Genomic DNA, 22,721 nt, shown 5'->3' on the forward strand with positions numbered 1-22,721 from the left:
AGAGTTTTCATGTTTGCCACCGCCAACGTCGTGGCGAGCGGGCTTGCCACAAAAGCTCAGCCTCCACCACGCTGAGCCAGCCTCCCCACAGTAAGCCTGCTCGCCACAGCAAGCCCGCTCGCCACAGGTTATTCACTCGCCACGGCCCCCACAATCAACTCACTGCCCAGCCATGCGGCCAGGTATTCACCGGCCCGGACCACGCCCGCCTCCTCGCCCAGGCGCGCCACCAAAAATTCACACAACCTTGCAAAACGGCCGTCGCCCTGCACATGCAGCAAAGCGTCAAGCTCCAGCGCCTGCACCTGACGCAAGCGCGAGGTGAACTGGCGCCGCCAGACCAACAAGCCGCCCGCCTCCTCCAGCATCACCGCCTCGGGCGGTTCGGTTTCCTGCCACAGCGCAGACCATATGGCCTCGGCATTGGTGGTCAAGGCATGGCAACGCAGCGACGGGGTCAGCTGCAAAACCGCGCTGTCCCATTCCACTTCAGCCAACGCGTGCACGGGCACAGGCGACGCATCGGCGGCGACGAACGCTTCATTCAACGCCGACTCGATCCAGGCCAACTCATGCACATCGGGGTTGTGCGGGAACACCGTCTTCAGCGTCGCGTAGAAACCTTCGGGATACGCATCCAGCGTCCAGGCATGCGGGGGATGCTGGTCGATATGGGCAATGCTGGCCGCCAGAAAGGCCTCATCGCCCAGCCATCGACGCAGGTTCGGAAACGCCTGCTCCAGGCAGCCCACCAATTGTGCGCGGTAGTTGTTCTGGTACACCGCCAGGCCTGCGCGGTGATTGCCCAGCACCTGCGCGGCCTCGTCCGAGGCGCTCACCAGCCAGGTGCGAAACGCCTGCTGCCACTCGGCCAGGTTCATTGCTGCGCTGCCAAGGCACGGGCCGTGGACAGCTCCTGAAGCAACTCGGCCAGCGGTGGAAGCTCATCGTCGCGCTCGATCATCACCGCCACCGGCCCCAGTAACGCGATGGCGTGGGCATACAGTTCCCACACCCCGGCACACACCGGGCGGTCGTGGCTGTCGATCAACAACGCGCGGCCCTGGCTATGGCCGGCCAAATGCACCTGGCGCACGCGTTCGGCAGGCATGCCCGCGAGAAACGCCAGCGCATCGAAGCCATGATTGCTGGCACTGACAAACACATTGTTCACGTCCAATAACAGCTCACAGCCGGTACGCCGGGCCATGGCGGCAATAAAGTCCCATTCGCTCATGGACGCGCCATCAAACGCCAGGTAACTGGACGGGTTTTCAACCAGCAGCGTGCGGCCGAGTACTTCCTGGGCCTGATGAATATTGGCGCAGACCCGGTCCAGCGCCTCCTCGGTGTAGGGCACCGGCAATAAGTCGTGGGCATTGAAATTGCCCCTGCGCGACCAGCTCAAGTGGTCGGACACAAACAACGGCTCAATTTCATCGACCAGCGCCTTGAGGCGCTGCAGGTAGTGCGGGTCAAGCCCTTCAGCGCTGCCGATGGACATCGACACCCCGTGCAATGCCACCGGGTGCCGTGCGCGGATCTGGCGCAGGATGTGCCGGGGCTGGCCGCCCGCGACCATGAAATTCTCGGAGATCACTTCGACGAAATCCACGGGCACCGAGGTCTCCAGGAAATCGCAGTAGTGTTCCTTGCGCAGGCCCAGGCCATAGCCCGAAAAGGGCGGGTTGGATGTCAGCATGGCGGCTCTCCAGTAAAACTGCAGGCGCGGGTTTGCGCGAAAAACTTGAGCACGCTGTGCACTGTCTGCACGCCCGCGTCCTCGTTAACGCGCTTCGTGGGCAAGCCCGCGCCGGCAAGGGGTGATGGTTTATTTCGGTTCAGTCAGGGTGCCGCCGGCCTTGAGGCATTCGGATGGGGTCTTGACGATCACGCCCTCGCCCTTGCAGCTGTTGAGGCCCTTGCAGTCGTGCTTGGCGGTGGCGCACAGGCTTTCGCCCTTGCAGCTGTTGACGCCGTAGCAGCGGCCGGGTTTTTCCTGCTGGTCGGCGGCACTTGCGGCGCTGGCGAATGAAGCCGAGGCCATAGCGATCAGGGCGGCGGCAGCGGCGAGGCTCAAGCGGGATTTGAGTGCAGTGTTCATGGTGTTTTCCTGTGTGGGTGTGTGGGTTACTTGATGACAGACGCGGCGTCTTCGATGACCTTCGCCACAGCCTCAGGCTGGGCGATGTACACCGAGTGGCTGGCCTTGATTTCGGTGACCCTGGAGCCGGCCCGCTGGTACATCCAGCGTTGCAGCGCGGGGCTCAGTGCGCGGTCGTCGGTGGACACCACCGCATAGGTCGGCTTCTTGTGCCAGGCCGCAGCCCACACGGTGCCGCCGAACAGCGCGGTGGTGGCCGGCACTTGGGAGGCGGCCATGAAGTCGGTGCGGTTGGTGGTCAGGTCGGCGGCAAAATCGGCGTTGAACCGAGTGCGGTCGAAGAACAAGTGGCCATCGCGGCTTGGCTTGATGTCATCGCTGGGCGCGGGCATGGAGCCAATCAGCTGGGCCATGTTCTCGCCCACTTCCGGCTGGAACGCCGAGACGTAGACCAGCGACTTGACCTTGTCGCGATCGCCGGCAATCGAGATCACCGCACCACCGGAGCTGTGGCCCACCAGCACCACCGGCCCCACTTGCTGCTCGAGCACTTCGCGCGCTTCAGCCACGTCGGCGGCGAGGTTCTCGTGGCTTTGATGCACCACGGTGACCTTGTAGCCCTTGTGAATCAGGATGTCGTGCACCACACGCCAGCCGGACCCGTCGACAAACGAGCCGGGCACGATCACCACGCTTTTGCCGGTGCCGGGCTGCGCGGTGTCGGCCGCTTGGGCCAACAGCGGAACGGTCATTGCCATCGCAATGGCCAGGGAAGAAAGCATTCGCATCGGGACTCTCCATCAGGGTTGTAAAGATTTGCTCAACAGCAAGCGGTCCAGCGACCAGGCTCCGCCGCCATAGGCCAGCAGCGGCAGCAGCAGGCCCGCCCAGGTCAGGTGCACCGGCCAGGCGTCGGGGTACACAAACACCTCGATCACCAGGGTCATGCCCAGCAGCGCGGCCGCGGCCGGACGTGTCAGCAGGCCCAGCACCAGCAGCAGCGGGAACAGGTGTTCGGCGTAGGTGGCCAGGTGCGCAGCCCAGTCCGACGGAATCAACGGCAAGGCATATTCGGAACGGAACAGCGCGTAGGTCGACGGTTTGAGGTTCAGAAAACCCGTGACCTTGGTGCGCCCCGACAGGAAGAACACCGCGGCGATACCGAGCCGCGCCACCAGCAACAGCAGTGCCTGGGGCAGCAGGCGCTGGATCACGGCTGTTCCGTCAGGCTGCCGTAGCCCTTGGGGGTCTTGATCTGGGTGCAGGTGCCTTTGTCCACCAGCACCCAGGCGTTGCCCTGATAGTCGGCGGTGGCGGTGCCGGCGCACGAGGTGCCCTTGCCGGCGGCGCAGTCGTTGGCGCCGGCGAGGGACACGCCGAAGCACTTTTCCTGAGGTTTGGGCTCATCGGCATGAGCCACCGCCGCGAAGGCGCTGAGGGACAGGGCGAGGGTTGCCGCAAGGGCAGCGTAAGGACGCTTCATCGGTGTATCTCCTGGCTTGACTGAGTGTGACCAGGGCGCAAATGGCGGTGCGTGACCGCCAGCGCCGGCTGGTGAACAGAGTTAAAGCCAGGCGTGTATCCGCTCTGTGTCGCAAACACGACAGAACGTCATGCCGGTGTATCAAGGTGGTGCGCGGATACACAGCGATACACAGTGAATAACCCACCGCCAAATAGGCGCCGATTTATTCGGCATCCCGAACGACACAATTAGAAATATTCGCCTTTCCGAACGAAGCCTTTCAGGCGGCCTCGACGACCCTAAAAATCACCATAAATTTCATGCGGTTGTTGTCATCTTTGTTACATGCCAACTGGCATACATTCTGCTTTATCCCTGTTTCTGGTAATAAAATGTTTCAGCTTTGAGACAGTCTCATCAACTGAAACACAATCCGTGGCACGCCAATAAAAACGACAACGCCCCAAAGGAGGGCGACCTTTCCGACTTTTTGATCGACATCAACTTTCCAAGACTGCTGCTGCACATCTGTACCCAAAAGGGCGAATGGCCTGATCGCCAATAACAAGCCTGACTATAAAAAGGACGAATTGATGAGCTCGAGCAAGAACCACGCAGTGTCCTTCATGGACGCAGAACCCCTGGCCCCGGCGTGCGCCGAAAGCGCCCTTGGTTTTGGCCCCTTCCTGTTACTCGCACGCCAACACGTATTGCTGCGAAACGGTGAGCCCGTCACCTTGGGCAGCCGCGCCCTGTATTTGCTGATTGCCCTGGCCACCCGCGCCGGCGAACTGCTGGAGAAAGCCGAGCTGATCTCGTTCGCCTGGCCCAAGGTGGTGGTGGAGGAATGCAACCTGCGCGCGCAGATCGTCGCGCTGCGCCGGGCCTTGGGCGACGATGGCAACTTCAGCTATATCGTCACGGTACCGGGCCGCGGCTATCGCTTCGTGGCGCCGGTGACCGTGCAGGCGGCCGGCGAAGACAATCTGCCGGTGCCCCACGCGCGCGTCCATGAGCCCTCTGTCGCGCCGCCGTCCTGCGAAGTGATTGGCCGCGATGAGTTGGTCGACAGCCTTGCCGACCAGGTGCTGAACCAGCGGTTCTTGACCATCACCGGCCCTGGCGGCATCGGCAAGACCACCGTCGCCATGGCCGTGGCCCATCAGTTAGCCAACCAACTCAAGCTGGACACCTGCTTCGTTGACCTGGCGCCGGCCACCAGCGGGCAATGGGTCACCGGCATGCTTGCCAGCGCCCTGGGCATCCAGACCGTCAGCGACGAGCCGCTGCACAGCATCGCCGCCACCCTGGCCGACCGCCGCCTGTTGCTGGTACTGGACAACTGCGAACACGTGTTGCCGGCCACCGCCGATGCCGTGGAAACCCTCTTGCGCAGTGCCCCTCAATGCTACGTGCTGACCACCAGCCGCGAGCCGCTGCGCGCCGACGGCGAGCGCGTGCACGACCTGGCGCCGCTGCAAGTGCCCGACGAACACACGACACTCAGCGCCGTCGAAGCCCTGAAATGGTCCGGCGTGCGCCTGTTTGTGGAGCGCGTGCGCGCCCTTGACCCCGACTTTGTATTCAACGACGCCGACGTGGCGGCCGTCAGCGCCATCTGCCGCAAGCTCGACAGCAATGCGCTGGCCATCGAAATAGCCGCCGCGCGGGTACGCACCTTTGGCATCCAGGACCTGGTCGGCCTGCTGGACGGCAGCTTCCGCCTGCAAATGACCGGCCGGCGCACCGCCCTCGCCCGCCATCGCTCACTGAGCGCGACCCTGGACTGGACCTATTCGATGCTCAGCGGCGACGAGCAGGCGATGCTGCGCCAATTGGCGGTCTTCACCGGCTCCTTCACCCTTGATGCCGTCAAGGCCATGACTGCCAGCAGCGCCCTCGACCCGCGCAATGCCCTGCCCCTGCTCGAAAGCCTGATGGACAAGTCACTGCTGATCGCCGGCGAATCGCAGTTGCTCAAGCGTTATCGCCTGCTGGAAACCACCCGCGCCTACGCCCTGGAAAAGCTCGCCGAACAGGGCGAAACCAACGCCACCGCCGAACGCCATGCGCGCTATGCCCTTGGGGTGTTGCAGGAAGCCGGGCAGACCCTGGATGGCCTGTCACCGCAAACCTGGGTCGCGCTGTATGGCCCCGAGATCAACACGGTGCGGTCGGCACTCGACTGGGCCTACTCGACGACCGGCAACCTGCCGCTGGGGATTGAACTGACGTTGGGCGGTGTACCGTTATGGCTGCGCCTGTCGCTGGTCAGTGAGTGCCGCAGCTGGGTTGACCAGGGGCTGGCCAGCGACGCCAGCACCCCATTGCCGACGCGCCAACGCATGCTGCTGAACACCGCGCTGGCCAGCGCGCTGATGCTCACCGACGGCACCGGCGGCCCGTTGCGTGAAGCATGGCGCCAGGTGCGCGAGGACGGCCGCGAACTCGGCGATGCCGAGCACAAACTTCGCGCGCTGTGGGGGCTCTGGGGTGATCGCTGTGCGTGTAACCAGTACGCCGAAGCACTGGAGTTGGCCGAGCGCTACATTGCATTGAACAACAGCGGGAACCAGCAGCTGCTGGGCAAGCGCATGCGGGCGGTGGTGCTGTTTCACATGGGCGATCTGGCGGGCGCCCGACAAAACATCGACGAAGCCCTGGGTTCACCGTCGGCCCCGCGCTCGCACATCATCGACGCGCTGTTTGATCAGCGCATCGCCGCACGCTGCCTCAAGGCGAAGGTGCAATTTATGGAAGGCGACGTCGACCCGGCCCTGCGGCTGATCGGCACCTGCGTCGATGAAGCGGTCTCACTCGATCACCCGGCGACCCTCTGGTACACCTTGTGCCTGGGGGCGATCCCCCTGGCGCTGCTGGCGTCCAATCTGCCGAAAATGCGGTATTACCTGGGCCTGCTGCAGGACAGCACCACCCGCCAGGACTTGCATATCTGGCGGCAATTCCGCCTGTGTTTCGAGAGCATCCTGCTGATCCGCCAGGGCTCGCCGGAAGAAGGCGTGCCACAACTTGGCGAAGCCCTGCAGCACCTGCAGGGCCAGGGCGATGGTCAGCTCTACAGTCTGTTTCGTTGTGAATACGCTTTGGGGTTGGCGCGCCTGGGCCTGGAAAAACTTGCGCTGGAAGTGTTGGAGGAGACGCTGCAATTGGCTATCGGCCGCCATGAGCGCTGGTTTGTGCCGCAGATGCTGCGGATCAAGGCCCAACTGACACTGCGCCAGGGCAACTACGGGTCGGTGGACAAGGCCAAGGTGCTGCTGCGCCAGGCGTGGGTGGATGCGCAACTGGCCGGTGCGCACTTCTGGCGGGCGCAGATTGCCACGGACTTGGCGCGGTTGCAGGAGCCTAAGTTACGCATTGCTTCTTTGCCCAGGTTTCAGCATCGCTGAGGGCATATCCGGTATTTGGGTGATGGCGGGTATGGGTTCCGCCCTTACGGCGGGTCACTTTGGAAAAGCCCCAAAGTAACCAAAGGGCTCTTGCCCCACCACTCGGCACCTCGCTCACGCTTCGGTGTGCCCTCACGCAGGCTTGAATCCGTGGGCCGCCGTGACGGGCCATCCATGGCCCAACACGGCTAACCCGGCGTCCTGCCGGGTTACCCACGGATTCAAGCCTGCGTTCGGCCAGCGTGGTTTAACGGGGCGCCTAAGATCAAAGTCAAAAGCAGATCAAGATCAAAAGCAGAGCACGGCGGCCTGGTAGCCGACCTGAGTGGTTAGATCATAAGCGGACGCGAGGCGGCCTGACAGCCGACCTGATCTTGAAGGCTGAACTCAATCAAAGGTGGGAGCTGGCTTGCCTGCGAAGGCATCGACTGGTTGTGCCTGATAGACCGAGGTGTCTGCATCGCAGGCAAGCCAGCTCCCACAGAAAAGCAAAAGCAGTGCGGTGCTGGCGGTCTGTACTCGGTCAACTTGTGGGAGCGGGCTTGCTCGCGAAGGCGGTGGGTCAGTGACACATGAGTTAACTGACACACCGCCTTCGCGAGCAAGCCCGCTCCCACATTTGGATCGCAGTGCATCAGATAGAAGTGTGTTGCTGTGCTCTTGATCCGCTTTTGCTTCAACCACTCAGGTCGGCTACTAGGCCGCCGTGCTCTGCTTTTGATTTTGATCTGACAGGCCCCGTCAACCACGCTGGCCGAATGCAGGCTTGAATCCGTGGGTAACCCGGCAGGACGCCGGGTTAGCCGCGTTGGGCCATGGATGGCCCGTCGCGGCGGCCCACGGATTCAAGCCGGAGTGAGGGCACACCGAGCCTAAGCGAGGGGCCGAGTGGTGGGGCAAAGACCTTTTGGTTACTTTTGGGGCGTTTGCCAAAAGTGACCCGCTGTAAGAGCGGAACCGCCAGCCGCCGTGACCGCAGCAACGGATATGTACCCCCACCCCACCCACCACCCCCCCCTCATTTCACACCTGTGAAAGCTTGTGCGATCTCACCCCAAACCCCATTTTCACACCCCACCAACGCCTAATATCAAGCCCAAGTGCGCCCCCTCACATGGACTGAAAAATGATCAACCGCCCCGACACCACAACCTCCCCCCGCGCCGGCGAACCCAAAGCCCCCGAGCGTATCTTCAATGCCCTGCTCAACCAGGCCAAAACCCTGGCAGCCGCCGGGCCGGGCGATAAAACCTTCAAACCCAAGGTACTCGCCGCACACACCGACACCCCTCTGAAACCCGCCAGCCAGATCAAACCTGACGACTACAAGGAAGTCACCGCCCTGCCCGCCAAGCTCGATATCGACACGCTCAAGGTCGTGTCCGAAGACAAAGACACCGGGGTGATCTATTTCGAACAAGACGGCAACAGATTCAAGATCACCCGCGAAGCCGCCGAACAAGTCCAGGAAGGCTTCGACACCCTCAAGGGCCTGCACTTCGGCCACGCGATAGCCCCCGTCAACCAGGGCGGGCCAGACGCAGGCACCCCACTGTATGACCTGCTGCACACCCTCGCCGACACCCAAGGCACCCCCGCCGGCAAAGCAATCCGTGAAGCCCTGAGCAACCCCGACCAGCAACTGCTGCGTGAAGACGACCCCGGCGTGCGGCTGGCCGCTATCAAATCGGTGGGCCAAGCCAAAGACGGCGTGGTCAAGGTCGCCCTGGAAAACGGCCAGACCCTGGTGATTTCCGAGACACTCACCCCTCAAGCCTTCGCCAGCTACAACAGCGCAGGCGTGACCAAAGAGGCCCTCGCCGACGGCAAGGCCAAGGGGTATGAAGAAGTCACCAGCCTGCCCGGCGACCTGGATTTCAGCCAGCTCAACGTGGTATCCGAAGACCCGAAATCCGCGGTGATCCTGTTCGAACATCAAGGCAAAAAATACATGATCAGCCAGTCCGAGGCCGCCCTGCCGCAGCCCGGCGCCGACCTCAACAACCCCAACCCCAACGCCGGCAGCTCGTTCTATCAGTTCCTGCATGCGGTGCACGCCAGTGAAGGTTCCCAGGCCTTCGACTACATCAAGAATGCCCAGTCCCTGCCCGGCCAGGCACTGCTGCGCAAAGATGAGACCAGCCTCACACTGGGCGACATCAGCAAAGTCGACGCGCCGCTGGACGGCATCCTCGTGGTCAACCAGGCCGACGGCAAACTGCTGGTGGTGTCCAAAGACATCACTCCCGAGGCCTTCGCCGCCTACACCACCAAAGGCCAGACCCTGGCCGGTATCGAGAAGGCCAAGGGCGACGGCTACAGCCTGGCCGGGCCGGACGATTACCTGGCCTCTACCGAAGACATCATGAGCGTCGGCGGCGTCGGTGATTACGGCCCCGGCCTGATCGCCTTCACCCAGCACAAGCCCGGCGGCAGCGAAGAGAAAATCGTCGTCAGCGAAGACAGCAACCCGCAGATGTTCGAGCAGATTTCCAGCTACCGCACCGATATCGCCCAGCAAACCACCGACGTCGACGCCTTGCGCGCCAGCAACGGCCTGCCGCCGCTCAAGGACGTCTCCGTCGACAGCCTCACCACCACCGAAAAAGACGAAAGCGGCAACCCGCTGTCGGTGCAGGACCTGTCGATGAAAACCCTGGTAGACAGCTACCGTGCCGGGGTCAAGGACGGCAGCATCGGCAAGGACGACCCGCGCGCCAAGTTCCTGCGCGCCGTGGAAGCCAAGAGCATGGCCGATAACGGCATGTCGATCATTCCCGAACATGGCTTCGGCAACCAGGGCATTGCCACCACGCCTATCGACGTGACCTCGCGGGATGTACGCGACAACATTTTCGACACGCAGTCCATCGACAAGACCATCAGCGAACTGCTCGGCGACTCGACCATCCAGGCCGACATCAAGGCCAATCACGACGCAGCATTGGGCAAAGTCGACGGCGGCCAGGCCAAGGTCGATGAGGTTCACCAGAAGTTGCTCGACAGCACCTCCTCGGAAAACTTCACCCAGTACATCAAAGCCCTGCAGGACGGCGGCAAGACCGAACTGGCCACCCAGGAAATCCAGACCGCCTACACCGCGCTGGCCGACATGGACCCGGCCAAGGCCGACAATTTCCTGCAAAACCTGCAGATCGACGGCTACACCGACGCCGTTGAAAAGCTGATGGACGACCCGAGCAAAATCAGCGACGACAACACCGCCCTGGCCACCACGGACAACACCCTGGCGATCTTGTCGATGCTCAAGGGCGGCGCCGACGGCCTGCCGCGCCAGGCGTTGGGGGTGTATTCCAAGTTTGTCGATCAACTGCTCAAGGACAAAGGCGCTGCCGCCGACTTCGGCAAGGCCATGATTTCGTTGGGCGACACCTGGCAGAAAAACGGCGTGATCAGCTTCAGCGATATCGACCACGCGGTAAGCAAAGAGATCATGCCCGGCCTCAGCGACGAGAACCGCAGCGCCTTTGTGAAGAACCTGAGCTTCCTCAAGGACAACGGCGTACTGGGTTCGGTCGGCGGCGCCATCGGCATGGGCCGTATCGTCTACCAACTGGCGGGCCAGGGCGGCAAGCTGGCCGACACACCGATGAAACGCCTGGGAATCGCCAACGATTTTCTCGGCTTCCTCGGCACCGGCTCCCACTTCGCCACGCTTGGCCTCAAGGTGTACGACAAGCTGCGTGGCACCAACGCCTACAAACTGATGGGCTTTGACCGCTCCCTGCCCGACCTGTGGGCCAAGCCCGGTGAGGGTTACCATGCGCTGCCCAAAGACGCCGAGGCGGTGCAGAAGAAGTACTTCGAGATCGTCGACCAGGCCATGGACGACGGCAAGGACGTGGGCAAGGCGCTCAACAGCGGCGGCTGGAGCGACGAGGGCGCGAAGAAGGTTCAGGAAGGCATAGAAAAAGGCATCGCCAGCCGTGGCGGAGTGGCCGGTGCCGGCTTTGGCGCCAAGTTCGCCAGCAGCGCGATCAAGGTCATCGGCATGGCCACCGACGTCGCGGGTGGCGTGATCAGTGTGGTCCAGGCCGCATTCACCCTGCGTGACGGCGTGCGCGAAAAAGACCCGGTCAAAATCGCCTCCGGTTCCTTGTCGATGGCCGGCGGTGTCAGCAGCCTGGTGGCCGCAGGCGGGGGGGTATTGACGACCCTTGGCGTCACCGGGCGGATCATTCCGTTTCTCGGGCCGGTGGGTTTCCTGATCTCTGGCGCTCTGTCGTTTGTCGGCGCGATCCTCAGCACCATCCAGTCGCACAAGCTGCACAAGATCTCGATGCAGAACTGGGACCAGATCCAGGACTTCAAGCAGGACGGATTACTCAAGCCCAACGGCGATGAAGCCTATGTGTGGCTGCAGACTTACCTGTCCGACTGGGGCCAGCGCGACGCGCCGCAGGACCAGAGCATTTTTGACTTTCGCAAGGAAGAATGGGATGCGCGTTCAAGCATTCGGGGCGGCGATCACCGGCGTGACCACCCGGACTACATCGGCGATGGCAACAACCGTAATTCGGAGGACTACAAGTATTCACTGAAGCCGTCGGAGTGGACCAACGACAACCACGACATTATCTGGCGCGTGGGCGACGGGTACGGCGGTGAGTATCACGATGTAGACAAGCCCTGAGGCGTGTTGGATAAGGCCCCCATCGGATGGGGGCCCGTTCGCGGGGTGCATTCAGTTGGTGTCGAAACCCAACTGGCGGTACAACGTTTTCATGTCGTAATAATCGGTGCATTCGACAATCTTGTTGGCTTCAATCCTGATCACACAGGTGCCGTCGATATTGATCTTGCGGTGAGTCGCCGGATAGCCGAACAGCTCGCCCTCATGGGTGCCCGTCATATGCCACTGGATCGTCCCGCCGCGCTCGCCAAGGCTGATCAAGTCGCGGACAACCTCGAAGTCGGGCAATGCCTTTCTGATCAGGTCGAAAAAGTCGCCCAGCGCCGGGCGCCCTCGCATGATTTGCCCTGCGGCCTTGTCTTCATAGACGGTCGCCTCGGAAAAGATCGCGAGAAACCGGTCTTTGTCGGCGGTAGACCAACTGTCGGCCCACTCTTGGATCAATGCACGGTGTTGATCTGTCATGGTGAATCTCCTGGGAAAATTGGAACAATGCAGCGCCACCCGATTGGTTGACGCCTGCGTCCATCGCCCGTGACAGATACACCTTCAGCTCCTGCTGAGCAGATACTCCCTCCGTACCAAAGCGCCAGACAAGCGTAGTACGCGCGGCGATTAAATCAACCGTGCCGCGACCAGCCAGTCCGCTACTGCCTGGAACGAAGCATCCGGCACCGGATCACCGGGCACGGTCTTGCGCGCGATGTCAGCGGCCAAGCCCTTGTCCGGCGCATGCGGAATCCCCAGGTCATAAGCCTCCTGCAACATCAGCAGCGCCTCCTCCGGTGACGCCCGGCACACGATCACCGGCACTGGCGTCTCACCGCGCACATAGCGCACGCCAATCACCCAGCCATCGGTGGTGCCGATCATCATCGACGCCCTGCCCAACCCCAGCTTGGTCGCCAACGCCTGCATTTCATTGCGCTGGCGGCGCCGCTCGCTCTTGATCAGCGGGTCGCCGTCGATGTCCTTGCGTTCGCGCTTGGTTTCGCTGCGGGTCATTTTCATGTCGCGGCCGAACAGCCAGCGCTGCATGATCACGTCCACCGCACCGACCAGAATGAACGCGCACAACACGGTGAACACCAGCGGCTTGAGCACCAGGAAAAACGTCGACTCCATGCACTCCGCGCCACAGCGTGAAGACTCCATCAGCGCCTGCAACGCATGCTTGCCGATCACATAAAACGCGATCGCCAGCACATGCACCTTGATCAGCCCCTTCATGAACTCCACCAGGTTGCGCAGGGCAAAAATCTTCTTCAAGCCCTCGGCCGGGTTGATGCGTTTGAACTCGGGTTTGATCGGGTCCACCGAGAACACAAAGCCGCGCATGGTGATGATATTGGTCAGGATCACCACGCCGGTGGTCACCGCCATCACCGGCAAGGTAATGCTGATGACCAGTTGCTCGGCATGGTCGAGCACTCGCGGCCACACCGTGGCGAACGGCTCAATGTAGATGTGCGCGGTGAGGTCGATCAGCGCCGTGACCTGGGCCTTGGCGCGCGGCGCCAGGATCGAGATGCACAGCGTGCAAAACAGGATGACCATGCCCGACACCAGGTCCTGGCTCTTGGCGACCTGGCCTTTCTGGCGTGCGTCCCTGAGCTTCTTGTCCGTGGCCGGCTGGGATTTTTCTTCGCTGGTATCGGCCATGGGCTACTCCATGCCGGCGAGGGTTTTGAGCAACTCGACAGTGCCGCGAAATTCCGCCAATTGATCGAGCATCAACGGAATCAAAAAGCCGATGTAGATCACCATCAGGATCGAGAAAAACAGGTTTTTCACCGGCAGCGACAAGTCGAACATATGCAGGTTCGGCGCCATCCGCGACAGGTAGGCAAGCATCAGGTCGGTGATCAGCAATGAGATCAGCAAGGGCGAAACCATCAGCACGCCGACGCGCATGATCTGGTCGAGAATCGACAGCACCGCCAGCAACGCCGAGCTGGCAAACACCGGCGTGAATGAAGTCACCGGCCATAACTGGTAGCTGTGGTAATAGCCGTCGACCATCAGGATAAAGCCGCCGGACATGAAGAACAGCGTGATCAACATCACCGTAAGCAAGGTCGCCATCACGCTGGATTCACCGGATGACAACGGGTCCACCAACTGCGCTATGGTCGAGCCACGTTGCAGGTCGATCAACTCCCCCGCCACTTCCGCGGCCCAGAACGGAATACCGAACAACAGGCCGATGAGGATGCCGATCAGGAACTCCTTGATCAGCAGCCCGGCGATAAACACGCTGCCGTGCTCGGGCATTCGGGTCAGCGCGTCGAACACCGGAAAGAACATCGGGATCGAAATGGCCACCGCCACACAGCCGCGAATCATGCCGGTAAGGCCCAGGCGGTTGAACGCCGGGGTGATCACCACCACCCCCATGGCGCGGCAGGCGGCAAGCGAGGCGGCGCTGATCACCGGGTAGGCGACCTCCAGAAACTGCGCGGTAAGGCTGGCATCCATGGGCAGTCAGCGCGTCCACAGCGGGAAGTTATCCAGCACCTGGCTGCCCAGCTCCGCAACTTGGCCTGCGAGTACCGGGCCAAGAAACACGATGGTCAACAGCACCGCCACCAGCTTCACCACCTGCGGCAAGGTCTGGTCCTGAATCTGCGTCAGCGCCTGGAACAGCCCCACGCTCAAGCCCACGATAATCGCCACGCCCAACGCCGGCGCGGAGAGCATCAGCACGGTCATCAGTGCCTGTTTCATCAATGACAGGAAAACGTCCTGGCCCATGGGTCGTGCCTCAGCCGTAACTCAGAATCAAACCGTGCATCAAGCGCGACCAGCCACTCAGTGACACGAATAAAAAGATCTTCAGCGGGATCGAAATCAGGTTCGGCGAGACCATCGACATGCCCATCGCCATCAACACGTTGGACACCAGCAGGTCCACCACCAGGAACGGGATGTAGAGCAGAAAGCCGATCTCGAAGGCGCGGGTCAGCTCCGAGCTGACAAACGCCGGAATCAGCACCACCAGGTCATCGTCACGCAGGTCGGCGCGGGCTTCCGGCGACCAGATGGTCTCGGTGGCCTGCACAAAAAAACCGCGCTCGGACTCATTCGCAAAACGCTTCAAATGCGCCTGCAGCGGCGGGCGCAGCGCATCGCCCAGGTCCTTGAGTTGCTCGACATGCTCGATATTGAGGTCGCGTCCCTCGACCTGGCGGTACATGTCGCCAATCAACGGCGTTGTCACGTACACCGACAGAATCAGCGCGATGCCGTACAGCACCAGGTTAGGCGGTGTCTGCTGCACCCCAAGGGCGTTGCGGATCAGGAACAGCACCACCGAAATCTTCATGAACCCGGTGAGCGTGACCACTGCCAACGGGATCAGCCCGATCGTCGCAACGACCAGGATGATCTCGATCAGGTTCGGCTGATAACCGGTCATGGGGTGGCAAAACTCAGCAGGCGCACGCCCAGGCCGTCGCCGATTTTTACCAGTTGGCCCTGGCCGACGCGACGCCCGTTGACCATCAGGTCAACGCTGTCCACGCCGGGCGTGTTGAGCTGCAACAGGCTGCCCGCACCCAGCTCCCGCAATTGCGCCAGGGTCAGTTCCAGGCTGCCGACCTGGCACACCAGTTTGAGCGGCAAGTCATCCAGGGCCGCGGCGGCATCAACATCAGTCATCGTGTTCTCCATGTGCAAAAGGGGGGCTTGTAGTTCTTCCTGCAACTGCAATGCTTCACCCTGGTATTGGCAGCGGGCCTGCAAGCGCCCGTCCAGGTCGAGCAACAAGCCCGAGCCCTGCTCCAGCATCAGCACATCGCCGGGCCGCAGACTGCGCAATTCGCCCAGGGTCAGCCACTGCCGCCCGGCCACCACCGCCAGGGTCTGGCGCAGGGCGGGCAGCGGGTCGGGTTCGATCTGGCCGTATTGCGCCAGCAGCTGCGCCACCAGCACGGCAGCGCTTTCGCTCAGGTCCAGTTGCGCGCTCATGGCCGGCTGGTTGCCAAAGGTCAATTCGAGCGCCAGGTGCACGGCATACGCGCGCTGATCGTCAGTGGCCTCGACTAACTGCACCGGGTGGCCGAGCACGGGTTCCAGGGTCTCGATCAGGTCGAGCACCGCCAGTTCCAGCAGCAACGAGCGTGGCAACGATGGCAGCAATTGCGCATCGAACTGCAACGCCAGCGGCACCAGTACTTGCTCCAGCGCGGCCGACGACAGCCGCAGGCGCACCGGGGCGCGACCGAGCAACAAAAACACATCGCGCGAATTGCCCAGGCCTTGCGCTTGGGCGGCCCAACTCACGCGCAACGCTTGCCCGGCGCAACGGCCCTGCCAGGCGCGACGGCGACGGTGCAGCTGGTTATGCAGCGCCAACAGCGCCGGGTCGTACTGCGTCAGCCAGGGTGCCAACGGGTCGGCAAGGGCGGTGATCATGTGCCGGTGCCTTCTTCGCGCAATTCACCGACGCGGCGCTCATCACTTTCACGCCCTTCCAGCAGGCTTTGCCAGGCTTCGGACTGGCGTTGACGGCTCAGGCGTTCCTGACGAAACAGGTCACGCTCGCGCTCCTGGCTTTGCAGGGTGGTGGACACGTGGTGCACGTCGTTCTCGAGCACCTGCTGGTCATCCGACAGGCCGCGCAAACGTTCCTGAGCCGCCTGCCAGCTGGCCACCGACAGCCCCTCGGTCAGGGATGCATAAACCTGGCGGGCTTCCTCGGCAATCGCTTCACGGTGCAGGCGCAGTTGCTCCTTGGCGTCGTTCAACACGTCGTGAGTCTGCGCGCAGCGTTGCTGTTGGGCGGCCAATTGGTTGGCGGCACGTTGTTCACGCAGCACCCGCAGGGTTTGCAGGGTGCGCAGTTGGTCGGTTTTCATTGGGGTTGCTCCTTTCTGATGCCAGCACAGCAATCTGTAAATCCATGAAAATCAAAGGTGGGCGCTGGCTTGCCTGCGATGGCGGTGGGTCAGCTTGCCCTTGTGTTGCTGATATACCGCTATCGCAGGCAAGCCAGCTCCCACAGGGTTTTGCATGGGCCTGAGGTTCACTGTTGTTCATTGATCTCATGCCAACACCTGGCGCATGCGGATCAGGGTCTGGTCCAGGCTGCTGGGTTCGCCGGCGTTCTGGCGCAGGAACGCTTCAATGGCCGCATGGCGGTTGATGGCTTCGTCGGCCAGCGGGTCGCTGCCGGCGGAGTACTCGCCGACGCGGATGAGCATTTCGATTTCGCCGTAGCGCGCCATCAGCTCACGTATGCGCATGGCCAGGCGTTTGTGTTCTTCACCGGCGACCTGCTCCATCAACCGGCTGCGGCTGCGTAACACGTCAACTGCCGGGAAGTAGTTGCGCTGGGCCAATTCCGCGCTGAGGGCGATATGCCCGTCGAGGATTGAACGGGCTTCTTCGGCCACCGGGTCACTGGCCGCATCCCCTTCCGTCAACACGGTGTACAGCGCGGTGATGCTGCCGGTGGGGCCAGGGCCGGCGCGTTCGAGCAGGCGCGGCAAGGCCGAGAAAAACGACGGCGGATAACCGCGACGGGTTGGCGGTTCGCCCACGGCCAGGCCGATTTCGCGTTGGGCGCGGGCAAAACGCGTCAGGCTGTCCATCAGCAGCAATACATTGCGGCCCTGGTCGCGGTGGTACTCGGCCAGCGTGGTGGCGACAAACGCCGCACGCACGCGCTCGGCCGCCGGGCGGTCCGAAGTCGCAACCACTGCCACGGTACGCGCGCGCGCCTGGGCGTCGAGTTGCACGTCGAGCAGTTCGCGCACTTCCCTGCCCCGCTCGCCGATCAGGCCGATCACAATCACATCGGCTTCGCTGTTGCGGACAATGCTGGCGAGCAACGACGACTTGCCCACGCCCGGCTCACCAAAAATGCCCATGCGTTGGCCCTGGGCCAGGGTCAGCAGGCCGTCGATGGAGCGAATGCCCAGCGCCATCGAACGCACGATCAGTTGCCGCGAAAACGGTGCGGGCGGCTCGGCATGCAGGGGGTAACGCTGCAAGGCCAGGGTCGGCGGGACGCCGTCGCCGTCGAGAAAATCGCCCATGGGGCTGATCACCCGGCCCAGTTGCGCATCGCCCACGGCGACGCCCAGGGTTTCGCCGGTCGCCGTGATTTGCGTGCGCGTCGACAGGCCTTCCATGGAGCCGATCGGCGACAGAATCGCCTCGTCGCCATCAAAGCCGATCACCTCGGCGCTCAAGCTGCGGCCGCTGCCGGGGTCGCGCAGTTGACACAGTTCACCGATGCTCGCACCGGCCACACTGGCGCGCAGCAGGACACCGCGAATGCTCAATACCGTGCCGTGCATCGGCCGTGGACGGGCTTGCGCCAACCGTTCAGTCAGGCGCGGCAGCAGCTGTTGCAGGTTCATGCCACACCTTCTTCGGCAAAGGGCAGCAAGCTGCGCCGCAGGGTTTGCAACTGCGCCTCCAGGCCCAGTTCGACGGACCCGGCTGGGCTGTTGAGGCGCGCCTGACCGGCGCTCAACTGCTCATCGGCGTCCACGGCAATGGCCAGGCCTTCGTGCTTGAGGCGTTGGCGCAAGGCCTCGACTTCGGTCGGCGGCACCCACAGGGTCAGTGCCTGGTCCTGACGAAATGCACTCAGGGCCTGGCGGGTGCAACGCACCACTCGGTCGGCGCTGTCCAGCTCACCCAACACCTCGCGCACGATGCCCAGGGCCAGGTGGGCCAGCGACGCTTCCAGGCTGCTCAAGTAGTGCTGCACCTGGGATTGGGTTTGCACCAGCAACTGCGCGACTTGCTCGGCGCCTGCCTGGCGCGCGCTTTCAAAGCCCTCGGCGCGGGCGGCGTGCAGCCACTGGTCGCTGTCGGCCTTGATCTGTTCGGCCTGGTCCTTGGCGGCTTGCAGAAAAGCAAATCCATCGGTCCACAGCGCTGCTTCTTCGGCGCGCAGGATGCGCGCGGTAGGCCGGCTCGGTAATTCACTCATGGGCGTTGTCCTCGGCCGCAAGGCTCGCAGCAGCGGCCTGGACGATTTCCAGGTCGCGGGGCAAGCGTGCGCTGTGGCCCTGGGGGAAGGCGAAACGCAGGCGCAGCCAGCCCTGCAAGTCGGCGTGCTGGGCCTGCAGCCAGGCGGCAACACAGCCTTGGCCGTCGCGGTCGATGGCCTCGATCAGCTCCGATGGCTCGCGCAGCAGGTCCGCGGCGCCGCCAAGTTGGCGCTGCGCCAGCGCCTGGCTGAATACCTCGGCACCGAGTCCCTCGCGCAATTCGTTGACCACCTCACGGCGGATCTCGCGGCTCAGGGTCGAGGCATGCCAGATGGCACCGCACAACCGCGGCAGGCGTGAAAACTGCGCAGGTGACAACAGCAACACCGCCAGGTCGGCGGCGGACGGCGTCACCAGGTGCGCAATCGGCGCCAGCTGATAATGGTTGACCAACAACTGCTCCAGGCGCTGACGAAAACGCGCCTGGCCTTGCATGGCCTGCAGCACTTCATCGGGCAACTCATCGGCGAAACAGGCGCCCAGGCTCGGCCCGCGCACAAACTGCAGCGGCTCGGCGATCAGCCCCTGCCAGCGTTCAACCAGGCTCATTCACCCTCCTTAAGCACATACATCGCCTGGGACTGACGCCGCGCCCAGTGTTGGCGAGCCAATACCCCAAGCGCGCCGAGGGCAATCAGCAGCAAGCCGCCAAACATCACGCGTGCCTGCGCCAGGTTGTCTTCCAGCAGCCACAGCCCCATGAAGCGCGCCAACCGCGGTTGCGCCGGGTTCTGGCTGATGGCGACGGCAGCCTTGATCGCCGTGACCGAGACGCCGTCGTAGCTGAGGCCGGAAATGCCGTTGGCGACCAGGGTCTTGATCTGCGGGATCAGCGTATTGATGTCGGTGCCCGGGTCGTAACGCACCAGCACCGAGGCCGACGACGGTGAAATCACGCGCTTGAGCAGGTCGTTGTCGGGAAGCACCACGTGCACGCGGGCGGCGACGATGCCGTCGATCTGCGACACCGAGTGCGACAGTTCTTCGCTCAGCGCATAGATCATCTGCGCGCGCTCCTGCACCGGCGACGACACCAGGCCATTGCCCTTGAACACCTCGCCCATGTTGGAAAAACTCTGTTGCGGCAGGCCGGCGTTGTCGAGCAGCGTCATGGCTTCGGCAAAGCGCTCCTCGTCCACCACCACTTTGAGCTGGCCGTTGTCCTGGGTCTTGCGCTCCGCCGGGATGCCACCGCGCAGCAGCACCGCGACCATGGCGTTGGCATCGCGCTCGCTGAGGTTGGTATAGAGGTCGGTGTTGCACGCCTGCAAGAGGCTGGCGAGCAGGCCGATCAGCAGCAGGCGCAGCGCGCGGTTTGGGCTTGGCATGGCGTTATTGACCCTTGAGCAACGTGTTGGCGGACCCGGAAATCTGCGTCGCACCGCGCACCACCATCTGGGTTTCGATGGAGTAATCGAACATCTTGCCCAGGGAGTGCACGATCTGGTCGACCTGCTGCTCGCCGACTTTTTTGCCCGGCTCGCCCTGCGGCGAAGCACTCGCCGTGCGGATTTCCACCGAGGCCGGCGGCGGCGCCGACGGGTTATTGGTGAGCACGTCGGCGCGTTCGGAAAACGCGCGCGTACGGTCGATGAAACTGTTCATGCGCTCCATCAGGCCCGAGCCGATCTGGTGCGGGCTGGCGCCTTCGGGCATGCCCTTGGCGGTATTGGCCATGTGCTCGAACAGGTTCTGCGAGGCCCCGGCGGGCCCCGCACCGGCGGACGGCGGCAAGGCCGTGGCGCCGGCGGCGAGACTGATAGTCATAGGGGCTCCCTACTCTTCGTCGTCATCGGACATGGCGTCGTTCAGCAGTTCCTGCATCTTCGGCATGATGATGAACTGACCGCCGATGGTGACGGCCTGGGTGATCAACGCATCGTTGAATTCGGCGTCGCTGGTCTCCGACGGTTTGTCGGCGGCCTTGGCGTTATCCACCGCGGCGTTGAACTTGGCTTCAGGGCTGGCGCCACCGGGGGCGAGGTTGCTGTCTACGGCCGTTACGGACATGGTGCTGCTCCTTTACTGGGTTGGGGTTTCGGTACTGACTTGCGCGCCACGGAACACTCGCACCCCGCGCTCGCGCGCCACCGGGGCGGCCACGACCGTGGGTTGCAGGTGGTCGACATGCTGTTGCACCAGCGCAAGGTACGGCGGCGGGCCGGAAACAAACACTTCATCGCCCTCGGGACCGTTGCGCATGGAGAGTTGCTGGCCAAACACGTCGAGGGTGTTCAGGTAGGCCTGCAACTGGTCCAGGTTCAGGGCGCTGGCCTTGAACAGCTTGGTGCTGATTTCATCGCTGGCATTGAGGTACAACAGGTTGCCGTCGAAGTACCAGGTCAGGCCGTTGGTGCTGCACAAGGTCTGCAGGAACTCACCGGCGGTGGCTGCGCGGATGGTGCTGCGCGCCTTGCCGCGTACCTTGTCGGAAAGCACCAGCGGCACGTCGAGGTTGTGGCCGAATTCTTCCAACGCGCTGCGAACGTCCTGATCGACCAGCACGTAGGCGTAGGGCTGCGAGAACCACGCGGGCTCCTCGGCCGCGTTGGCAAAACCCGCACCGAACAGGCATAGGAGCGCCATCAAAAATATGCTTACATGGCCTGCGCCTTCGCCCGACGAGTTGTGACGATGACCCACAAATTTCTGCTCGCCAGCACCTTGCTGCTGGCTGCCTGCTCCAGCAAACCTGCGACCGATACCGACAAATCCCTGCAACTGGCCAACGACCTGAGCAAGCGCGGCGACTACAGCAGCGCGGCTGCGTTGTACGAGCGCGCCACCCAGCAACCGGGTGCCGGCATTGAGCTGTGGCTCAAGCTCGGCCAGGCCCGGCTCGACGCCAAGGACGCGCTGGGCGCCGAACGCGCCTTCCAGCAGGCGCTGGGGTTTGATGCCCACAACGCCGACGCCCTGCTCGGCCTTGGCACTGCGCAGTTGCAATTGGGCAAGACCCAGCGCGCCGTGACGGCGTTGGGGCAGGCTGCCCAGATCAATCACCTGCCGGTGGCCTACACCCGCCTGGGCATCGCCCAAGTGCTGAATGGCCAGGCCAGTGCCGCACAAACCGCCTTCGCCAAAAGCCTGAGCCTGCAGCCCGACGACCTCGACAGCCGCTGCAACCTGGCCCTGGCTTATGCGCTTGGCGGGCAGCCGCAACAGGCGCTGGATACCATTGCGCCCGTCACCCAATCGCCGCGCGCATTGCCACGGCATCAGCGCAATGAGTTGTTGGTGATGGTGTTGGCCGGTTACGAGCAGCGGGTTGCAAGCCTGCCCCTCGACGACATTCCCGCCGCGGAACGCGCGCAATTGGTGATGGAGGCCAAGCGAATTAAGGCGATCAGTGATCCGGTGGTGCAGGCCAAAGAGTTGGGGTTGGTGGACCCGCGTTGAGACACGACCGGGCCGCTGTTGATCTGCTTTTGATTGTGATCTCAGGCGCACCGTTAAACCACGCTGGCCGAACGCAGGTTTTGGCGCACTGGGCCAAGCATGGCCCAGTGCGGCGGCACAGGCTCCAAAGCCTGCGGGAGGGCACACTGAGCCTGGGCGAGGTTCCGAGTGTTGGTTCTGGTCCTTCAAACAGTCACCCGCTGTAAGAGCGCAACCATAAGTGGCCGTTACCGCAGCCATGGCTATGTATTCCGACCCAAGACCTATGCCGCCTGTCACATAGCTTTCGCGAGCAAGCCCGCTCCCACATTTGGATTGCAGGGTGTCAGGGAGGTTTGGGTTGGTCGGGCGGGCGTCATCGCAGGCAAGCCCGCTCCCACATTTGGATTGCAGGGTGTCAGGGAGGTTTGGGTTGGTCGGGCGGGCGTCATCGCAGGCAAGCCAGCTCCCACATTTGGATTGCGGGGTGCCAGGGAGGTTTGGGTGGGTTGGGCGGGCGTCATCCCAGGCAAGCCAGCTCCCACATTTGGATTGCGGGGTGCCAGGGAGGTTTGGGTGGGTTGGGCGGGCGTCATCGCAGGCAAGCCAGCTCCCACATTTGGATTGCAGGGTGTCAGGGAGGTTTGGGTGGGTCGGGCGGGCGTCATCGCAGGCAAGCCAGCTCCCACATTTGGATTGC

23 protein-coding genes are annotated in these 22,721 nt (G+C 63.0%); 3 read left to right on the plus strand and 20 right to left on the minus strand.

Translation table 11 applies throughout. From position 1 onward, the window contains the following. Positions 1–128 precede the first annotated feature (128 nt). From C4J83_RS18665 to C4J83_RS18690, 6 genes are all read right to left on the minus strand, one after another. Positions 129–881 (minus strand): HvfC/BufC N-terminal domain-containing protein, encoded by a 753-nt coding sequence (locus C4J83_RS18665; protein ID WP_124417882.1) that lies wholly within the window; start codon positions 879–881, stop codon positions 129–131. Then, on the minus strand, positions 878–1,702 hold the full coding sequence (gene bufB / locus C4J83_RS18670) for an MNIO family bufferin maturase (RefSeq protein WP_124417883.1): 825 nt from the start codon (positions 1,700–1,702) through the stop codon (positions 878–880). The genes C4J83_RS18665 and bufB overlap by 4 nt, the downstream gene beginning before the upstream one ends. Before the next feature lie 129 nt (positions 1,703–1,831). Next, on the minus strand, positions 1,832–2,104 hold the full coding sequence (gene bufA2, locus C4J83_RS18675; protein ID WP_017137586.1) for a BufA2 family periplasmic bufferin-type metallophore: 273 nt from the start codon (positions 2,102–2,104) through the stop codon (positions 1,832–1,834). Positions 2,105–2,130: 26 nt separating this feature from the next. Further along, complete coding sequence (locus C4J83_RS18680; RefSeq protein WP_106579918.1) at positions 2,131–2,892, minus strand: alpha/beta fold hydrolase; 762 nt, start codon at positions 2,890–2,892, stop codon at positions 2,131–2,133. 12 nt (positions 2,893–2,904) lie between these two features. Beyond that, positions 2,905–3,318 carry a DoxX family protein gene (locus C4J83_RS18685; protein ID WP_124417884.1) on the minus strand — a complete coding sequence of 138 codons (414 nt, stop codon included), beginning with the start codon at positions 3,316–3,318 and terminating at the stop codon, positions 2,905–2,907. Beyond that, a complete protein-coding gene (locus tag C4J83_RS18690) occupies positions 3,315–3,587 on the minus strand; it encodes a BufA1 family periplasmic bufferin-type metallophore (RefSeq protein ID WP_106579920.1) in 273 nt (90 codons plus the stop codon). Before C4J83_RS18690 ends, C4J83_RS18685 begins: the two co-directional genes overlap by 4 nt. Positions 3,588–4,162: 575 nt before the next feature. Here C4J83_RS18690 and C4J83_RS18700 point away from each other — a divergent pair. Further along, positions 4,163–6,979, plus strand: coding sequence for an ATP-binding protein (locus tag C4J83_RS18700; protein WP_164487947.1), 2,817 nt, complete (start codon positions 4,163–4,165; stop codon positions 6,977–6,979). 1,126 nt (positions 6,980–8,105) lie between these two features. Further along, a complete protein-coding gene (locus tag C4J83_RS18710; RefSeq protein ID WP_124417885.1) occupies positions 8,106–11,633 on the plus strand; it encodes a hypothetical protein in 3,528 nt (1,175 codons plus the stop codon). A gap of 51 nt (positions 11,634–11,684) precedes the next feature. On the opposite strand, the gene C4J83_RS18715 is transcribed toward C4J83_RS18710, so the two are convergent. From C4J83_RS18715 to C4J83_RS18780, 14 genes are all read right to left on the minus strand, one after another. Next, on the minus strand, positions 11,685–12,098 hold the full coding sequence (locus tag C4J83_RS18715; protein ID WP_124417886.1) for an ester cyclase: 414 nt from the start codon (positions 12,096–12,098) through the stop codon (positions 11,685–11,687). A gap of 150 nt (positions 12,099–12,248) precedes the next feature. After that, positions 12,249–13,295 carry an EscU/YscU/HrcU family type III secretion system export apparatus switch protein gene (locus C4J83_RS18720; RefSeq protein ID WP_124417887.1) on the minus strand — a complete coding sequence of 349 codons (1,047 nt, stop codon included), beginning with the start codon at positions 13,293–13,295 and terminating at the stop codon, positions 12,249–12,251. 3 nt (positions 13,296–13,298) lie between these two features. Then, positions 13,299–14,111 carry a type III secretion system export apparatus subunit SctT gene (gene sctT, locus C4J83_RS18725; RefSeq protein WP_124417888.1) on the minus strand — a complete coding sequence of 271 codons (813 nt, stop codon included), beginning with the start codon at positions 14,109–14,111 and terminating at the stop codon, positions 13,299–13,301. A 6-nt stretch (positions 14,112–14,117) separates the two neighbouring features. Continuing rightward, positions 14,118–14,387, minus strand: a complete 270-nt coding sequence (sctS, locus tag C4J83_RS18730; RefSeq protein WP_003208314.1) for a type III secretion system export apparatus subunit SctS — start codon at positions 14,385–14,387, stop codon at positions 14,118–14,120. A 10-nt stretch (positions 14,388–14,397) separates the two neighbouring features. Beyond that, on the minus strand, positions 14,398–15,051 hold the full coding sequence (sctR, locus tag C4J83_RS18735; RefSeq protein WP_017137580.1) for a type III secretion system export apparatus subunit SctR: 654 nt from the start codon (positions 15,049–15,051) through the stop codon (positions 14,398–14,400). Next, complete coding sequence (gene sctQ / locus C4J83_RS18740) at positions 15,048–16,049, minus strand: type III secretion system cytoplasmic ring protein SctQ (RefSeq protein ID WP_124417889.1); 1,002 nt, start codon at positions 16,047–16,049, stop codon at positions 15,048–15,050. Before sctQ ends, sctR begins: the two co-directional genes overlap by 4 nt. Further along, positions 16,046–16,492 carry a hypothetical protein gene (locus C4J83_RS18745; protein WP_124417890.1) on the minus strand — a complete coding sequence of 149 codons (447 nt, stop codon included), beginning with the start codon at positions 16,490–16,492 and terminating at the stop codon, positions 16,046–16,048. Before C4J83_RS18745 ends, sctQ begins: the two co-directional genes overlap by 4 nt. Positions 16,493–16,678: 186 nt before the next feature. Next, complete coding sequence (locus C4J83_RS18750; RefSeq protein WP_119739915.1) at positions 16,679–18,001, minus strand: FliI/YscN family ATPase; 1,323 nt, start codon at positions 17,999–18,001, stop codon at positions 16,679–16,681. Further along, complete coding sequence (sctL, locus tag C4J83_RS18755; RefSeq protein WP_124417891.1) at positions 17,998–18,582, minus strand: type III secretion system stator protein SctL; 585 nt, start codon at positions 18,580–18,582, stop codon at positions 17,998–18,000. Before sctL ends, C4J83_RS18750 begins: the two co-directional genes overlap by 4 nt. Then, positions 18,575–19,192: a type III secretion protein gene (locus C4J83_RS18760; protein WP_119739913.1), complete on the minus strand. Its 618-nt coding sequence runs from the start codon at positions 19,190–19,192 to the stop codon at positions 18,575–18,577. Before C4J83_RS18760 ends, sctL begins: the two co-directional genes overlap by 8 nt. After that, positions 19,189–19,971 carry a type III secretion system inner membrane ring lipoprotein SctJ gene (gene sctJ, locus C4J83_RS18765; RefSeq protein ID WP_106578752.1) on the minus strand — a complete coding sequence of 261 codons (783 nt, stop codon included), beginning with the start codon at positions 19,969–19,971 and terminating at the stop codon, positions 19,189–19,191. The genes C4J83_RS18760 and sctJ overlap by 4 nt, the downstream gene beginning before the upstream one ends. 4 nt (positions 19,972–19,975) lie before the next feature. Beyond that, a complete protein-coding gene (locus C4J83_RS18770) occupies positions 19,976–20,410 on the minus strand; it encodes a hypothetical protein (protein ID WP_106578753.1) in 435 nt (144 codons plus the stop codon). Between the two features lie 9 nt (positions 20,411–20,419). Continuing rightward, positions 20,420–20,653: a hypothetical protein gene (locus tag C4J83_RS18775; protein ID WP_119739909.1), complete on the minus strand. Its 234-nt coding sequence runs from the start codon at positions 20,651–20,653 to the stop codon at positions 20,420–20,422. Positions 20,654–20,665: 12 nt separating this feature from the next. Next, positions 20,666–21,229 carry a type III secretion protein gene (locus C4J83_RS18780; RefSeq protein WP_119739907.1) on the minus strand — a complete coding sequence of 188 codons (564 nt, stop codon included), beginning with the start codon at positions 21,227–21,229 and terminating at the stop codon, positions 20,666–20,668. A gap of 48 nt (positions 21,230–21,277) precedes the next feature. On the opposite strand from C4J83_RS18780, the gene C4J83_RS18785 reads away from it, so the two are divergent. Next, the gene (locus C4J83_RS18785) at positions 21,278–22,042 is read left to right on the plus strand and encodes a tetratricopeptide repeat protein (RefSeq protein WP_119739905.1); all 765 of its coding nucleotides are present in this window, start codon (positions 21,278–21,280) and stop codon (positions 22,040–22,042) included. Positions 22,043–22,721 lie beyond the last annotated feature (679 nt).

The organism is Pseudomonas sp. LBUM920 (assembly GCF_003852315.1).
Lineage (GTDB): Bacteria > Pseudomonadota > Gammaproteobacteria > Pseudomonadales > Pseudomonadaceae > Aquipseudomonas.

What these genes read in the sequence shown, in the direction of transcription:
- C4J83_RS18665 (WP_124417882.1), bottom strand. Translation starts at nt 881, where the DNA reads ATGAACCTGGCCGAGTGGCAGCAGGCGTTTCGCACCTGGCTGGTGAGC.
- bufB (WP_124417883.1), bottom strand. Translation starts at nt 1,702, where the DNA reads ATGCTGACATCCAACCCGCCCTTTTCGGGCTATGGCCTGGGCCTGCGC.
- bufA2 (WP_017137586.1), bottom strand. Translation starts at nt 2,104, where the DNA reads ATGAACACTGCACTCAAATCCCGCTTGAGCCTCGCCGCTGCCGCCGCC.
- C4J83_RS18680 (WP_106579918.1), bottom strand. Translation starts at nt 2,892, where the DNA reads ATGCGAATGCTTTCTTCCCTGGCCATTGCGATGGCAATGACCGTTCCG.
- C4J83_RS18690 (WP_106579920.1), bottom strand. Translation starts at nt 3,587, where the DNA reads ATGAAGCGTCCTTACGCTGCCCTTGCGGCAACCCTCGCCCTGTCCCTC.
- C4J83_RS18700 (WP_164487947.1), top strand. Translation starts at nt 4,163, where the DNA reads ATGAGCTCGAGCAAGAACCACGCAGTGTCCTTCATGGACGCAGAACCC.
- C4J83_RS18710 (WP_124417885.1), top strand. Translation starts at nt 8,106, where the DNA reads ATGATCAACCGCCCCGACACCACAACCTCCCCCCGCGCCGGCGAACCC.
- C4J83_RS18715 (WP_124417886.1), bottom strand. Translation starts at nt 12,098, where the DNA reads ATGACAGATCAACACCGTGCATTGATCCAAGAGTGGGCCGACAGTTGG.
- C4J83_RS18720 (WP_124417887.1), bottom strand. Translation starts at nt 13,295, where the DNA reads ATGGCCGATACCAGCGAAGAAAAATCCCAGCCGGCCACGGACAAGAAG.
- sctT (WP_124417888.1), bottom strand. Translation starts at nt 14,111, where the DNA reads ATGGATGCCAGCCTTACCGCGCAGTTTCTGGAGGTCGCCTACCCGGTG.
- sctS (WP_003208314.1), bottom strand. Translation starts at nt 14,387, where the DNA reads ATGGGCCAGGACGTTTTCCTGTCATTGATGAAACAGGCACTGATGACC.
- sctR (WP_017137580.1), bottom strand. Translation starts at nt 15,051, where the DNA reads ATGACCGGTTATCAGCCGAACCTGATCGAGATCATCCTGGTCGTTGCG.
- sctQ (WP_124417889.1), bottom strand. Translation starts at nt 16,049, where the DNA reads ATGATCACCGCCCTTGCCGACCCGTTGGCACCCTGGCTGACGCAGTAC.
- C4J83_RS18745 (WP_124417890.1), bottom strand. Translation starts at nt 16,492, where the DNA reads ATGAAAACCGACCAACTGCGCACCCTGCAAACCCTGCGGGTGCTGCGT.
- C4J83_RS18750 (WP_119739915.1), bottom strand. Translation starts at nt 18,001, where the DNA reads ATGAACCTGCAACAGCTGCTGCCGCGCCTGACTGAACGGTTGGCGCAA.
- sctL (WP_124417891.1), bottom strand. Translation starts at nt 18,582, where the DNA reads ATGAGTGAATTACCGAGCCGGCCTACCGCGCGCATCCTGCGCGCCGAA.
- C4J83_RS18760 (WP_119739913.1), bottom strand. Translation starts at nt 19,192, where the DNA reads ATGAGCCTGGTTGAACGCTGGCAGGGGCTGATCGCCGAGCCGCTGCAG.
- sctJ (WP_106578752.1), bottom strand. Translation starts at nt 19,971, where the DNA reads ATGCCAAGCCCAAACCGCGCGCTGCGCCTGCTGCTGATCGGCCTGCTC.
- C4J83_RS18770 (WP_106578753.1), bottom strand. Translation starts at nt 20,410, where the DNA reads ATGACTATCAGTCTCGCCGCCGGCGCCACGGCCTTGCCGCCGTCCGCC.
- C4J83_RS18775 (WP_119739909.1), bottom strand. Translation starts at nt 20,653, where the DNA reads ATGTCCGTAACGGCCGTAGACAGCAACCTCGCCCCCGGTGGCGCCAGC.
- C4J83_RS18780 (WP_119739907.1), bottom strand. Translation starts at nt 21,229, where the DNA reads ATGGCGCTCCTATGCCTGTTCGGTGCGGGTTTTGCCAACGCGGCCGAG.
- C4J83_RS18785 (WP_119739905.1), top strand. Translation starts at nt 21,278, where the DNA reads ATGACCCACAAATTTCTGCTCGCCAGCACCTTGCTGCTGGCTGCCTGC.